Annotated in this window: 9 protein-coding genes; 4 read left to right on the top strand and 5 right to left on the bottom strand. The window is 63.1% G+C overall.

Features of this window, described 5'->3' with window-relative positions; genetic code table 11:
* The first annotated feature begins 110 nt into the window (after nt 1–110).
* Nucleotides 111–539, top strand: a complete 429-nt coding sequence (locus LZC94_34045) for a hypothetical protein (protein ID WXB12862.1) — start codon at nt 111–113, stop codon at nt 537–539.
* 272 nt (nt 540–811) lie between these two features.
* The gene (locus tag LZC94_34040) at nt 812–2,266 is read left to right on the top strand and encodes a DUF6292 family protein (protein WXB12861.1); all 1,455 of its coding nucleotides are present in this window, start codon (nt 812–814) and stop codon (nt 2,264–2,266) included.
* Here LZC94_34040 and LZC94_34035 read toward each other — a convergent pair.
* Nucleotides 2,251–2,874 (bottom strand): TetR/AcrR family transcriptional regulator, encoded by a 624-nt coding sequence (locus tag LZC94_34035; protein WXB12860.1) that lies wholly within the window; start codon nt 2,872–2,874, stop codon nt 2,251–2,253. The two genes, LZC94_34040 and LZC94_34035, sit on opposite strands and share 16 nt — an antisense overlap.
* A 109-nt stretch (nt 2,875–2,983) precedes the next feature.
* On the opposite strand from LZC94_34035, the gene LZC94_34030 reads away from it, so the two are divergent.
* Nucleotides 2,984–3,787, top strand: a complete 804-nt coding sequence (locus tag LZC94_34030; GenBank protein ID WXB12859.1) for an SDR family oxidoreductase — start codon at nt 2,984–2,986, stop codon at nt 3,785–3,787.
* Nucleotides 3,788–3,944: 157 nt separating this feature from the next.
* Nucleotides 3,945–5,195 carry an NADH:flavin oxidoreductase/NADH oxidase family protein gene (locus tag LZC94_34025; protein WXB12858.1) on the top strand — a complete coding sequence of 417 codons (1,251 nt, stop codon included), beginning with the start codon at nt 3,945–3,947 and terminating at the stop codon, nt 5,193–5,195.
* Nucleotides 5,196–5,337: 142 nt separating this feature from the next.
* On the opposite strand, the gene LZC94_34020 is transcribed toward LZC94_34025, so the two are convergent.
* From LZC94_34020 to LZC94_34005, 4 genes are all read right to left on the bottom strand, one after another.
* Nucleotides 5,338–7,035, bottom strand: coding sequence for a hypothetical protein (locus LZC94_34020; protein ID WXB12857.1), 1,698 nt, complete (start codon nt 7,033–7,035; stop codon nt 5,338–5,340).
* Nucleotides 7,036–8,180: 1,145 nt separating this feature from the next.
* Nucleotides 8,181–9,755, bottom strand: a complete 1,575-nt coding sequence (locus tag LZC94_34015; GenBank protein ID WXB12856.1) for a hypothetical protein — start codon at nt 9,753–9,755, stop codon at nt 8,181–8,183.
* A gap of 375 nt (nt 9,756–10,130) precedes the next feature.
* Nucleotides 10,131–11,120, bottom strand: coding sequence for a hypothetical protein (locus LZC94_34010; protein WXB12855.1), 990 nt, complete (start codon nt 11,118–11,120; stop codon nt 10,131–10,133).
* Nucleotides 11,121–14,109: 2,989 nt separating this feature from the next.
* A complete protein-coding gene (locus tag LZC94_34005) occupies nt 14,110–14,289 on the bottom strand; it encodes a hypothetical protein (GenBank protein WXB12854.1) in 180 nt (59 codons plus the stop codon).
* Nucleotides 14,290–14,535 lie beyond the last annotated feature (246 nt).

Raw genomic sequence — 14,535 nt, 5'->3', positions numbered from 1 at the left:
ACCAAGCGCCGGTACACCCGGTCCCGTTCAAGGTCGATGGTTGGTACATGGCCCACCGGGTATCCAGGCCCATTTCGCGATTCATTCACGTATCGCTTCCCCGAACGAAAATGGCACTGAAGTTGCTCTCCGGCCGGCGTACGAGCGGCACCATCCATCTCGAGAAAGGTTCCATAATGAAATTTGGTAAAGGTATCTTCGCGGCCATCATGCTCACGTTTTCCCTCGTCGGTGGCTGCTCAGCGACCGGTTCGGAAGGCGACGAAACGAACAATACCGAGGAGTCGAGCTTGCAGGATCAGACCCAAGCGGGTGAGCCCAGCGAGGCTCAAATGGAAGCGCTCGGTCAGGGTGGATGCACGAATGCGGAGATTCGTAAGATCCAGGCCTGGTGCGCCAATCCGGCGTGCCCGAGGCTCGGCAGCAAGAGCCGGGGCCTCAAGTTCTGCCGGTACAACCCTGGCCACAATACATGCTCCTACGAGTGTGACTGCGTTGGGCAAGATCCGGGAGAGACCGTGTCGGAGTGCTTCCGGTAAATCTCCGCTGAAAGACTCCAGCGGGCCCCCATGCCGAAGCGGTAGCTGTCGCGCGTGAGCCAGGCGGCCGGCGTGATTGGATGATATCACCACGCGACGCGCGCTTGGGTATCGCGAATTCACGCCGAGCCTTTGCGCGCGCCGAGTCCGTCGTGCCAGGGGCTCCACCGGGCGATCCGATATTTCTCATTGGGAACGGCCCGTTCTCATGTTCACAATCGAGGAAGCTTCCCGGGCGCCTTCGCGTAATATCCTCGTCGGATGGGCGCCCCATGATTGTACTTCCGATTCGAAACCCCCTCACGGTGTCCTTCTCGCCCGACGAGTCCGAGATCGCGGTGTGGACGAGCGCACGTGAATCGGGTGGTGAACGTACCAAAGCCGCGATCGACATTTACTCGGTGCGGGACGGCAGCAGGGTGCACAGCATTCCGGCCCCGAAGGGCATGGGCGAAGCGGTCGTGCACCTCGGCGACTCCATCGTGTCCTTGACGATGACGGATGCGGGCACCCCGGAGAGGCCCCGTCGTTGGAAGGTCGTCCGATGGCGCCGGCCGGATTTCGTGCCGGAGACGGTGCACATCTTCCGCGGGGTGCATTGGCTTTCGATGGCCCCGCTCGGCGATGGCTTCGTGGTCAGCCCCAACGCCCCCGACTCTGTCCATCCGCCGGGCACCTTTCTGTTCGGCGGGAACGACGGGCCGCTGCGGGAGCAGATCTTCGGCGCGTGCCAGACGAGGTTGCTCGCCACCGATCGGACGAGCGGCCGCATTGCCATCGTGACCCACAAGCTGGATCGTTCGTATCTCCAGGACGAGCTCCTCGTTCTCGACAGCCAGCTCGCCGTGCTCGGCCGGACCAAAATCGCCAGCAACGCGGAGATCCATTGGGGCTGGTTTTGCGGCAAGGATCGATTGGTGACCTATGGGCAGTGGCAGGTGCTCCGATCGCGCCGGCTCCGAGAGGGCGAGCTCGTCGTATCGAGCGACCGCCATTTGAACAAGCACGAGCACGACTATGCCCGGAACGGAGGCAGGCCCGTGATCGTGCCCGCCCTCGACCTGATTGGGGTGGAGCGCGACGGCAAGAAGCCCATTTGGGCGAACGCGCGGACCTTGGACGACGTCGACCGCCCGAACATCTTCGCCAAGGGTTTTCCGTTGTGGGTCTCCGCCAAGCACGCGGTGCTCTGTGAACACGACGTCGAGATCGTGGAGCTGCTTCGGAAAAGAGCGCGGAGAGAGAAGCTCGAGCTGGCGCCGCCACGCACCGATCACGTGCCCTACATCCGGACCGTCGCGAGGGAATTGAAGCGGCTCGGCGTTGGCGCCGCTCTCGGTGGCATGAACCAAAAAGTCGGTGAAGCGGCGCCCCGAGGGAGCTCCGTGAAGGTGCTGCAGCGGATCGGTCTGATCAACGTGGCCGCGTCGAGCATCGCGGCCGAGTTCGAGGACAACGAAGGCGTCTACCTCGAGTGGGACGAGGAGATCGGCTGGAACCTGGTGCTCGCGACGTTTCTCGGCGAAACGCGGCCCTACGCTTACTCCCGCCACTACGTCGATCTCGGTCTGGTGCCCGAGCCGGGCGAAATCGCTTCACGGGTTCGGGCGATGCTCGAAAGGCCAAAACGCGTGCGGAAGCTTCCCACGAGCGAACGAGCTCGACGAAGTTTCTCCAAACACGATCCGGAGCTCGAGGCCGCGCTGGCGACCTACGCCCTGGAGTGACGGCTCCGCCGGCGCACCTCGGGTGACCCGAACCATCGGCGGGCCAACGCCTCGGCGAAGCCGGCGATCCGCTCGGGCGAGAAGCGGGTGGCGTCCGAAAGCACCAGCCGCCCCATCTCCAGGACGGCTCCGAGGGTCGCCTTCGCGAGCAACTCGGCGTCGACGTCTCGTTCGCCGAGCAGCGCTTCGATTCGCTTGCAGACCATGTCCCGCCCGCGCTCGATGCGCCGCGCGACGGGGGCCGGGGTCCCCCCGACGGGCATCAATGCGAAGCGCCAGGTCTCGGGGTGGTCGTGGATCATCTGCATGAGCCCGCGCACCACCTCGACGATCGCCTTCGCCGGGTCCTTCGGATCGAAGCTCGCGCCGAAGATCGCGGTGAGCTGCGCGAGCGCCCGATTGTTCTCGCGATCGAGCACGGCGCGCAACACGTGATCGGCGTCCTCGAAGTGGTCGTAGACCACGGGCCGCGTGACCCCGGCCTTTCGCGCGACGGCATCCATCGTGACGGCGCCGACCCCCTCGCGGTTGATGATGCGGAGGGCGATGTCGAGCAGCTGCTCGCGCCGTTGTTCGGGCGGAACCCGCGGAGCGTACGGACGTTTCATGCCTGTGGTGCCCATCTCGTGTCGAGCTCCCTTGCGTCGAGCCGAAAGCTACACTACCGTAGCTAAAAGCTACAATGACGTAGCATCCTACACCGGAGGGTGCTCCCGCATGACCCTTTTCGACCGAGATTCGCAGCGTCTGGCGGTGGTGACCGGCGCGTCCTCCGGCATTGGAGAGGAGCTCGCCCGCGGGCTCGCGAGGCGCGGGCATTCGCTGGTGCTCGTGGCCAGGCGCGCCGAGCGGCTCGAGGCCCTCGCGCGCGAGCTGTCCGGCGCGCATTCGGTTCGGGTCGAGGTGCGGGGCTGCGATCTCGCCGATCGCCCGGCGCGCGCTTCGCTCTTCGCGGAGCTCGAGGGGCGCGAGGTCGATGTCCTCTGCCACAGCGCCGGCTTCGCGACCTTCGGGCGCGTGGGCACGCTCGATGTTCACCGCGAACGCGAGCAGGTGGAGCTCAACGCCGTCGCCGTCCACGATCTCACACTCGCCGTGCTACCCGGCATGCGCGCGCGCCGCCGCGGGGCGATCCTCGTGGTCGGTTCCACGGCAGGGCATCAGCCGATGCCCGGCAGCGCGACGTACTCGGCCAGCAAAGCCTTCGCGAACTGCTTCGCCGAGGCGTTGCACGAAGAGCTGCGCGGTACGGGGGTGACCTGCACCTTGCTCGCGCCCGGTCCCGTGCGCACCGGCTTCGCCGAGGTGGCGGGCGTCAAGCACCTCGAGGGCAAGGGCGGCGATTTCGCCTGGCTCGGCGCTGCACGCGTGGCGGAGGAAGCGCTCCGCGCGATGGCCGCACGGCGTCGGGTGGTGGTGCCGGGCGCGTTCGCCAAGCTCGAGACATTGGGAGGGCGCTACACGCCGCGTGCGCTGCTCCTTCCGGCGATCGCCAAGGTCCTCGAGAGGGCGCGCTCATGACCTTCGCGCAGCTTCACGCGGACGCGGCCACCTTCGCGAAGCTCGCGTCCCGGCGCCTTCACCGGGTGAACCTCTCGGCGTCGATTCTGCCACCGGCGCCCCTTCGCTTTCTCCATCCGTTCGTTCTCGCGCGACGTCTGAACCCGAGGGTCCTCCGATGCTCCCAACCGAAACCAAGGACAACACGGACAGCTTGAAACGCGCCTTGCGCCTGCCGTGCGGCGTGACCATTTCGAACCGCATCGCCAAATCGGCGATGAGCGAGCAGCTCGCCGATCGCTACGGCTCGCCGACACGGGAGCTCGAGCAACTCTACGCCGCGTGGGCGCGGGGTGGCGCCGGGCTCCTCGTCACGGGCAATGTCATGGTGGACGGGCGGGCCCTCGTCGAACCGCGAAATGCCATCCTCGAGAGCGATCGCTTCCTCGGCGCGTACCGCCTCTGGGCCGATGCGGCCCACGCGTACAACACGACGATCCTCATGCAGATCAACCACCCGGGCCGGGTGGCCGTTCTTCCGCTCACGTCCCGCCCGCTCGCGCCGTCGGCGGTGACGGTCAAGCTCCCGGGGCTCAACCTGCGCGTTCCACGCGCGATGACCGAGGCCGACATTCACGATCAGGTGCGCCGCTTCGCGACCACCGCCGCGCTCGCGGTGAAAGCCGGATTCGATGGGGTCCAGGTGCACGCTGCGCACGGTTATCTACTTTCGCAATTCCTTTCACCCATCGCGAACACCCGCACCGACGGGTGGGGCGGCAGCCCCGAAAAGCGCAGGCGCCTTCTGCTGGAGGTGGTGCGCGCCGTTCGGGGAGCCATCGGCCCCGATCGCGCTCTCTCGGTAAAGCTCAATGCCGCCGATTTTCAGAGAGGCGGGTTTTCGCAAGAGGAGTCCCTCGATGTGGCGCTCGCGCTCGAGCACGAGGGGATCGACCTGCTCGAAATATCGGGTGGAAACTACGAGTCCCCCGCGCAGCTCGGGTTCGCGGCGCCAGAGCAGATCGCGCGCGACGCCTACTTTCTCGCATATGCCGAAGAGCTCCGCCGGCGCACCAAGCTCCCACGGATGCTCACGGGCGGCCTCCGCGACGTTCGTATCATGTCCCGCATCGTCGATACCAACATCGTGGACATCATCGGCATGGCCCGCCCTTTTGCCGTGCAACCCGATATCGCCAAGCAACTCCTCTCCGGCGAGCCCGCCGCCGCACTGCCGCGGGTGCCCGCCATCGGCTACAAGCCCATCGACGCCTACCTTCAACTCGGCTGGCACTCCGCGCAATTCCGCCGGATCGCGGCCGGGCACACCCCGCGATCGCTCGGCGGATTCTGTCGCACCGTGGTGGCGCTCGGTCCACGGATGGCGATGAACATCGCGACGCAGTCGCTCTCCGGCGAAGCCCGGTGAGCGCCTGGTAAGCCTATCCGGACTCGCCGTTCGCTCGTCTCCGAAGCCTCCCCTTTGGTGCCCGGACGGGCATCCGCGATCGCACGGCGAATACGCTTTCGTCCAATACTGACGTTCTCACTTCGGAGATCCGGTCGGCGGTCTACCGGCACTCGAACGCCCGGTGAGTAACTGTGGCACCAGGAGCCACGTTTACGGTTACCCCGGCGAATGTGCCTATGTGCGTAGTACGCGGGCTCGTGGCCCCCAGCCAGATGGACCCATGGGGTGCAACGACGCTTCCCAAGAAAGCGGCAGGAAGCCGGACGTCTCCTTGGGCAGCGCCCACAAAGAGAGAGCTTGGCCCGCCCGTGAACCGCTGAGTGCCCGCGAATACGAAATCGTCTTTCACGACGATTCGTATGGGTCCTCGAGATTGGTCGAGGACCATCCGCCCTTCGGCGCGAGCTTCGTCGAAGGTGTAAAGACCCGCGTGCAGCGTGACCTGCGCGGCAGCCGCAACCCTGAATTGTCCGTATGCACCCGGCGCTAGATCACGTTGCTGCCACGGAGAGACGATGACGTCGGGGCCCGCGCGGACCGGCGTTTCAACCGTAGGGAACATTGGGAGTAACGGCATCGTGTGTACGCGGACGGTGCCCGTTACCGTCGCGGTGTCGAGGTCGAGCACCTCTCCGCGGGTCGTGATGGCGCCTTCGACCGTTGAGTGCGGACGCATGCTGACCGAGGGGACACTGAAAATGTCGCCGACGGTTGCATCAGGCCCCACCAAAGTAGGGTCGCCATTCTCGGGCGCGCCGTTATCGATCGTTCCGGATCTCCCGTTCGGCGCGACGATCGCGGCGTCCTCGCCGATCGTCAGCGCGTCGGTCGCATACAGGGTAGGGGTGGTGAGGACCGTGAGCGAGTGCTCCGCCGTCGCGATCAGGCCAGTGGAACTTCCCGTCGCAGTCCATCGCACGACGAGAGCTCCCGGAGGCGCGACAACCGAACCATCAGCGCCCACGGGAATGTTGACAATTGCACCATCGACCGAAACCACGGTGCCCGTGAGCGTGGTGCTCGAGCAGGAGTCGAACACTTGCGGCAGCGGGAGCTTGACGGAAGCACCCGGAGAGCAGGCCATGATCGGCGTAGAAACCTGGGTCACGGTGATTGTCGGCGGCAGCGGGGGTTCGATAAAACTGCGCTGCTTGCATCCGGTCGAGCACGAGCTCGCCGATCCGAAGTCCAGCTCCCGCGATAGCGCACGTGTAACGGGTGAGGCCGCACATCCTTTCGTGCGCAGCACTCCTAAAGGAACCCCGGACGCGCCTCGCAGGCCCGGCTCGACATGGACGCGTAGTTGCTGCTCCGCCCACACCGAGCCGGGACAATCGAACGCGAATGTTGAATAAGCTTGGCCGGGGGAGGGGAGGGGGACCAACGAGCATGCGGTACCATCCGCGGCCGCGACGTGGAGATGCGCCGTCACGTCATCGTTGACGATGCCCTCGGAGAACAGGAGTTCGGCTCGACCGCCTTCTATGAGGCGCAATTGGCGGATCACGGGGACCGAGCCTCGATGGAATCTAGCAACCTGTTCTCCCAGGCCGCCGGGATTGTCCACCGCGTTGCCTGCGCGGAAGCCGGCGGGCAGAGTTTTCAGTGAAAAGATGTTCCAATTCGGAATCGTGCTCCCCGTGGGAACTACGTCGATGAAGCGCAAGACCGGGAGACCAGGCGTCACGACCTGGATAGGCTTGCCCTGTTGGTCCGTTTTGCGAATCGAGGCCGAGAACGGAATAGATGTAAGCTCCGGAAACGATCGCAGATCGATTTGCGCGACAATATCGGCCAACTGTGCGTCCGAGGGTTCCCCGGCGAATGATATCGTTATCGGGTCCGCCCCGATCCCGGTGCGAACGTCCTCTGGATGCATCAGCACTCGGATGCGTGGCCGAAGGGGCCCCTGGAGCGATCCGCTCGGCCCGGCCGCGGGGTGATGTGAAGCCTCCCTCCTCCTGGACGAGAGAGGTTCCTCGGGCCTTCCACATGCCACCACGACGAGCATCCCTGCTGGAAGTATGAATTTCGAAGTGCGCCACATCGAGCTGGTCTCCTCTCAGCACGTGCCTACTGGCAAGGTTGCGTAAGCTTTATTTGCTGGCATCCCGTGGAGCACGATGCTCCGTTCGAAAGATCCAATGTCCCGGAGAACTCGCTCGGTCCCACGACCGATGCACAAGGTTGATTGCGCAAGACACCGAGCTTGATCCCCGATGGGCTCTGCAAACCGTCGTGGAGCTCGACCCGCACCTTCCGCGTCGCCCATACCGAATCAGGGCAGTCGAACGCGATCGTCGAGTATGACCCGACTTTCGGGACAGGAACGAGCGAGCACCATGTTGTTCTTTCTTCGGACGGTCCCACGCGGAGGTGCGCGCCGAGCGACGCGGGATCAATCGTGATTCCCTCCGAGAAGACGACCTCGAAGCGACCGTTGGCCACCAGCCGAACGAGGCGCACGACAGGCGCCGATCCCGCGCTTACCCGCGCGATTACACCCGAGGAGGCGCCAGGGGGTTCACTCCCGTCGCGAAACCCGCTCGGCAACGAGGGAAGCGAAAGTTCCACCCATCCGGATGTGGGAGGCGCCGCCGGCTGAATCAGAATGTACTTGCTGAACTCCGAACCGGATCGCACGGTAGACGTGAACGCGATGGGTACTCCGGCAGGGTAGCTGCGCACCTGGATCAGCGAGCGAAGCTGCTCCACCAGTTCAGCACTCGGCGTTGGTTCGAAATTTAGCGCCCACGGCGTACTGTCCGTATCGGACATCACATCATCCGGCGTGAACCACACGCGGGGGAGATCCCTCGGCGGCGGACGGGACGAAGAGGGTGGGGGAGTGGTCTCCGACGAGCTCTTGCTGCATGCTGGAAGCCACACGAGTCCCATAGCGGAGAAGAATGCCAGGAGCCGTTGAATCTTCATTCCGTCCTCCTACTGGTAGCTCGTAACAGTGCGAACAACCTCGCTCGACGTATTGAAGTCATAATCCAAGTAATCGTAATTGTCCGGCGTGTTGATTTGACGCATTCTGGGAAAATCAACTGCCGGCCCGTACAAATTGTAACTCATTTTGTCCCACATCGACACGATGTCTCCATAGGGAGGAGAGCTCGAGTGGCTGAGGTCTCCCGGGTCGTGATACTCCGCTCCCGGCATGTGATCGAGACGATGTGTCGCCGCCGTACAGAAGCTGAAAGAATGCTCGGCGTTGACCGCCATGGCGGAATGGCCACATCCCGCCCCCTTGTCGTCCGTATACTCGTCGGGCAAGCCCCAAATATGGTGCCCCAGCTCGTGCACAACGGTATAGGCGACCGAGAGAGCATCCCCCTTACTGACATTGCTCATCCAATCGGCACAGAATTGGGCGCGGTTGGGAGACAAATGACCAACCGCTGCGTTGGACCGTTGGCAGCTCTTGTCGATACGAATGTTGGTCCAGCGAAATGGATCCAACGGCAACGGCGGCAGAGTCGAGGAGCTGCACTCTCCGTTGTCGGTGAGCTGCAAGCCCGAAACGAGGACAGCTCCGGCCGTAGACCCGTAGATGGAATTGAGAGACCGTGCGAGCGCATCGCGTGCCCTATCCTTCTCCTCCCTCGAGAACCCCGATTCGAAGGTCGCACACACATTGATGTTTGCACCGGTTGCAACAGAAAACTCGTACTGTCCGGCGCCATGCTCCGAATCTACGGCGAAATACCATCTAGTGGAGCACGTTCCGGAGTCGAACTGCAAAAACTTCTGCCCTCCTGGGGCAACGGCTTTGAAGTCGTGAGTTGTGGCAGTAGGGAACGCTCCGCACCTAGCGTATAGGTTGAAGTCAACATTCGGTATTTGTGTGTTGAGAGCTGCATGTATCATGAAATGTCCCGGTACAGGATTTTTATTGGCTAGATAAGAATAGAACATCACATCGCCAGTCTGCTGCAGGATGCCCATGGTTCGGCGCCCTGCTCCGCTCGTACCATCCCCTAGCTCGTGCGCGATATACGGCCTCGGCGTAGTGGGCATCGGACGACATTTAGAAACGGTGACCCGGTCGATTTCGAAGCCATCACTCGGGCGAAGGTTATTTGTGATGAGGTTGAACGAGGCTCCCCAAATGGCTGGGGTAGTTGGCGACGATGTGTCTTCGACGTAAAGGTCGAACGCCCCCAATGCCCCGGTCAAGTTGACGGGGGGCAGCGTCCCTATCTGGAGCCGATCGTTGCCCCACTCCATATCAAAGCTCGAAAAGTGAAACGTAAGCCCGAGCACCGCGGGGTTTGCCGCGACGGAGTGGTAATAGTAGGCGTTGTTCTTGATCTTCGTCGCCGACATTGTGTTGACATCCTCCGGAAGCGTCCAGTGGCGGGAGCCGCCGTACGACGTGCGGAATGGAAATGGAATTTCGGTTCCAACTGTACAAGGAGTGATCCCCCAGGCGAGGGCTTGTTCGGGTATAGCCATCGCTGCGACGAGAGCCCCGAGAACGATTATTTGGCGTCGGTAAGTCGTCGTCATGCGATCAGCAGTACACGAGCTTTAACCGGCACGTGAAACGTTCATGTGAACGAATAAGTCGTCGACTCGCCGATTCAGGATTCACATCCTAGGTCGAGGACCACTGAGTGATACGGCGCTATTTGCGAGAATGGTGATTCGGACATCGAAGGGCACGGGCCCTTTCCCCTGGCCGTGGTCAGCAAGGCTGCCCCTCTAAATTCGATGAACGTTCCCGTGATGAACCTCGGCCCACGTTCGTTCCGCCGCCATGGGGGTGGCAGCCGCCACGCTCGACCACGACGGGAACCACGCGACCGCCTTCGTGAGCAAGGTGCGAGACGATGTCGAAGAGCGAAGATGTATGGTAGCGACGTGTCGATGGATGATGACCCCTCAGAAGGACGCCGTAGCGGTTGCTGAGATCGTGTTGGGCGTAATCGATGGGGTGATGCGGAAGGCGCTGTTCAAAAGCTTTTGCCCATCGGGCGGCGCCGCCGTCGTCGCCGGCCACAGGAAATAGACAGCCGCGCCGCTGACGAGCGCTCCGATTCCGATGCCCAAGAAGACGTTGGCTCGTGTTGTGTTACTTTTTACGTCGTCAACATCGTTCGCCAGATTCCTGCAGAAGGCTGGCGCGGGGTTCGCGCTGCATGCAGTCGGATCTTCCGAATGACCATGAACGCGGCCTTCTGAGCCTCCTTTCTTGATCGCGAGAACGACCCCCGCCGCGGTCGATACGACTCCCACCGCCGCCAGCACCCCAACCGTCACGAGCTTCGCGGTCGGCTGCCTCGTGCTCGTCTCCGATGTAGAAGGCGGAGCAACCTGTGGCGATGGATCCGCGAATCGCACGGACGTCTCGCGTCCGGCGGGTGCGTCGATCTCCTGCTTGCTGGTCCTGCCGTTCAGGCGAGCTTCGATCTGATATTTTCCGGGTAACACGTCGAGGCCATCGTGGACCTCTTCAGAAGTGAGCGTTTTGCTGCCTACATGAACCTCGTGATTCCCCGCGGTTTCGAATCGGAGTCGGGCGGTTTGCATCGAAAGCTCGCGAATCATCGCCTCCGCTTTTCGTTTCTTCTCAAGGCTGATGCGGGCATCCGCAAGGTACTCGCGAAAGTGGGCAAGTGCATCGAGGACGTAATGGCCGCTCTTCTTTTCGGCCATGGCTAAATTCCATAGCGCGTGTGGCTCGCGAACTGCCGAATAGGCTTGCTTGAAATAGACGCGTGCGGCCTCGTAGTCGCCTGCGTTGACCGATTCGATTCCACGGTCCATATGCGCGCTTGCAATTTTGCTCTCCAGAGAAGACGGTTGTTGAGCATGGGCCAACTTAGGAAGGAGAAACATCGCCATCACCAGGACGTGTTGCTTCATGATCATTGTGCGTGCGGATTGTCCACAAAATCAGGATCTCGAAGGACGGGGGGGCGAACGGGAGAAGGCGGCAACGCTCCTGCTGATTGGATGGCCGACGCGGATTGGATAGGCGCTGGGGCCTTTAACTGTTGTTGCGTTCTGGGTGGCAATAGCGTCTTCGTAGTGGTATTTACATGATGTGATTGCGGATTAGCATCTTTATTCTGAATGGGAACGCCGACTGAAGCTGTTGTAGGCGGTGAAGGATCAACGTGCGCACTGACCAACTCGGTAGTGCTTCCCACATTGTTGGGCGGAGATGGTGTGACGATCGCGGTCGGTATTCCGGAAGGCGTCCAAAGCGGGGTGAGGTAGATAAGCAGTCCGATACTTCCTGCAAGGACGACGATCACGATCCCGGCGAACTCTCGGCGGCGCCAAGGACTCGCGCGCGCGGCTCCGAGTCCGCTCGGTTTCCATTCCGAGATCTCGACGCGACCTGGACGGGCCTCTTGGGTCCGCCGTTCGGGATCCGAGAACAGCGTGAGGAGCTCTCCGGTGTTGACGGAATCGTTCCCACGATGAGACACGGCGGCGCCGCACAAAAGCTTTCCATTCACGTCGGACACTTCGACGCGACCTCGGCGGGCCTCTTGGATCCGCCGCTCGGGGTCGGAGAACGGCGTGAGAAGCTCGCCCGTGTTCACGGAGTCATTCGCGCGCGCTCCGCTACGCTGGGCTGCTGGCTTGGGTTCTTTGTTCCGTCCGTTCAAAGTGCGCCTCGCTGGCCGAGCTTACCTCGGCTTCTTCCTCCATGACGTGGACGCGCGCCGGATGGTCCACCTTTCCGAGCGCTCCCGCCGGATGAGCTCACCGCGCATTGCCGATGGGTCTTGCGCTAGAAACCCGTCGGCAGGCGATGTCCGCGAGAAGCGTACAATGTAAAGACATCGAATCGAGCGATGAGCTCGGGGCCATTCCGTAAACGCGGTCCTGCAGATCGGAAACGATGTCGGCTATGCGGGTGGTACGCGCGCAATAGCACAACGCATCACCCGCGCTACGGAGCGCGAAGCCTAGTGTCTGACGGCCACGCTCTGAAGCTTTATATAGTTTTTCTGCTACGTTCGTATCTACGGGACATCGAGCTCCAGCACCGCCTGACCTGGGGACCCATTCGGGTCTCAAAGTGGGAGCGGTAGCGGCTACAGTGTTTGTAGGACGCGCTCCGCTTGGCCGTCGATACCATTGTTGCCGGCAGGCCCCAAACCCTTCGCTCCAAACGCCCCAACCTTGATAGCGCTCATGGTCGTCGCATCGACCTCCGGCCGTCTTGCCTGCCAGAGGATGCCAACGGAGAGACCGCCGGCTCCACCCGATCCAGCCCCTCCGTCTCCTCCTTTGCCGCCATCACCGCCAGGGCAGTCCCCGCTGCCTCCACGTCTGCCAGCGCCGCCAGTTCCACCGACGCCTCCCTTGCCACCGTCACCGCCGTTGGCGGTAACGATCGCGCTCTCAAGCACGTTCACTGATGAATTGACCGCGAGCAGCCCCACGCTCGCCCCTCCACCCTGTCCGCCTTTGCCCGCCGTTCCTCCGCAACCACCGCACCCGCCACCCGCACCGGCGTTGGATGCATCGCGGCCGCCACCGCCACCCCCACCCTGACCCGGTCCACCTGCTGCGCCGTCGGCTCCAGCGCGAGGGCTCCACATATCATTTACAAGTTCGCCGATAGAGGTGACCGCGTTGGCCGGGGACGCATTAGCGGCGCTCGCACCGACGTTCCCTGAACCGTTCGGCTCTACGGGACTGGTGCAACTGCTATTAGCTATGCCCCGGAGACCATCCTGCCCCGGCGGATTTACTGGAATCTTTGGAAAGCCATCCTGCCCATCTCCGCTCGGTGCGCCACCGCTTCCACCAGAAGTCGTGCCACCACTCGAACACGTACACACGGTCTGCCCTCCCGAAGTCACTCCGGAAGCTTTCTTGCCACTCCCGTCTCCAGCTTCGGGATTGACGTATGTCCCCGTCACACCGCTCTCGCCCGTAGCTCCCGCCTTTCCGTCGTGGGCCACAAGGCGCACCCGCACCAAGCTCACGCCCGGACTATTCACGATACGCGCCGCGATGCTCGAGCCACCTGGAGCCACAGCCTCGGTCGCCTCGAGCTCGAGGTCCGCGACGGTCGCCCCGTTCGCGTTCACGAACGTGATCGGGATGGCTGGCGGAGCGCTCGAGATTTTCGCGGCCTTCCCGGTGTAGCGCCAATCGCTGCACGCGAGACCGCCGAACACCGAGACGGTGCCTTCGATTCGCACCCCGCCGTCATAGTTGCCCTCGCACACGAAGATGTACGGCCGCCCGGCAATCTTCTCGAGGGCCTTCGCGAGCGAGCGCACGGGCTTGGTCTTCGTTCCGTCGTTGTTGTCGTTTCCGAGCTGCGAGACGAAGACTCCATTCTGATCGCCGATGCACCGCGCATCGCGCGCTGGATCGCACGTCCCTGCCGGCGCATCCGTCCCCCCGTCCTTCGGGCTGCATTCTCCGGACTCGCACCGGGAAGGGGATGATAGGCAACCGGCGGCAACCACCCCGGCGCTAACCGCGAAAGCGAGGACTACGGGCAGGTTCAATGCGGCCCCCAATCTCAGACATCAAAGTGACAGCAATGGCGGTTACGGTACTTGTAGGATTCGCTCCGCTTTGCCGTCGATACCATCGTTGCTGGCGGGTCCCAAGCCTCTCGTTCCGAATGCTCCGACGTTGATGGCGCTCATGGTCGTCGCATCGACGTCGGGCGCTCTTCCTCGCCAGAGGATGCCGACCGATAGTCCGCCGGCGCCACCTGACCCAGCCCCACCATCGCCCCCCTTTCCGCCATCACCACCCGGGCAATTGCCCCCTCCTCCGCTTCCTCCCGTCGCCCCCGGCCCCCCGGCGCCACCTTTACCGCCATCTCCTCCATGCGCTGTAACGATCGCGCTGCTGACGACCTTCACCGATGAGTTCATAGCGAGTAGCCCGAGACTGGCGCCGCCACCCTGTCCACCCTTGCCACCGGTCGCACCGCATCCACCGCACGCGCCGCCGCCGCCCGCGCTTGCACCGTCACGCCCGCCGCCACCGCCCCCACCTTGGCCGGGACCTCCCGATGCACCGTCCAGACCCGAACGAGGAACCCACGCATCGTTCGCGATTTCGCCAAGGGAGGTCGCTGCGTTAGCGGGAACTGCGCTTGCGGCATTTGCGCCGGTATTCCCGGATCCATTCGGCTCGACGGGGTTCGTACAACTGGTATTCCCAACCCCCTTGAGACCGTCCTGTCCAGACATTGTTGGCGGAATCTTCGGCAAGCCGTCCTGCCCATCTCCGGTCGGACCGCCACCACCTCCTCCCGTCGTCGTCCCTCCGGTGGAGCAACTGCACGTTACGA

The organism is Sorangiineae bacterium MSr11954 (assembly GCA_037157815.1).
GTDB lineage: Bacteria > Myxococcota_A > Polyangia > Polyangiales > Polyangiaceae > Pendulispora > Pendulispora albinea.
The sequence above is the reverse complement of the archived record's forward strand: the minus strand, read 5'-3'. Positions and strand labels throughout refer to the sequence as shown.

Excerpts from the sequence above, each read along its gene's own strand:
- LZC94_34045 (WXB12862.1), top strand. The coding sequence starts at position 111 with ATGGCACTGAAGTTGCTCTCCGGCCGGCGTACGAGCGGCACCATCCAT.
- LZC94_34040 (WXB12861.1), top strand. The coding sequence starts at position 812 with ATGATTGTACTTCCGATTCGAAACCCCCTCACGGTGTCCTTCTCGCCC.
- LZC94_34035 (WXB12860.1), bottom strand. The coding sequence starts at position 2,874 with ATGAAACGTCCGTACGCTCCGCGGGTTCCGCCCGAACAACGGCGCGAG.
- LZC94_34030 (WXB12859.1), top strand. The coding sequence starts at position 2,984 with ATGACCCTTTTCGACCGAGATTCGCAGCGTCTGGCGGTGGTGACCGGC.
- LZC94_34025 (WXB12858.1), top strand. The coding sequence starts at position 3,945 with ATGCTCCCAACCGAAACCAAGGACAACACGGACAGCTTGAAACGCGCC.
- LZC94_34015 (WXB12856.1), bottom strand. The coding sequence starts at position 9,755 with ATGACGACGACTTACCGACGCCAAATAATCGTTCTCGGGGCTCTCGTC.
- LZC94_34010 (WXB12855.1), bottom strand. The coding sequence starts at position 11,120 with ATGATCATGAAGCAACACGTCCTGGTGATGGCGATGTTTCTCCTTCCT.
- LZC94_34005 (WXB12854.1), bottom strand. The coding sequence starts at position 14,289 with ATGCGTGGGTTCCTCGTTCGGGTCTGGACGGTGCATCGGGAGGTCCCG.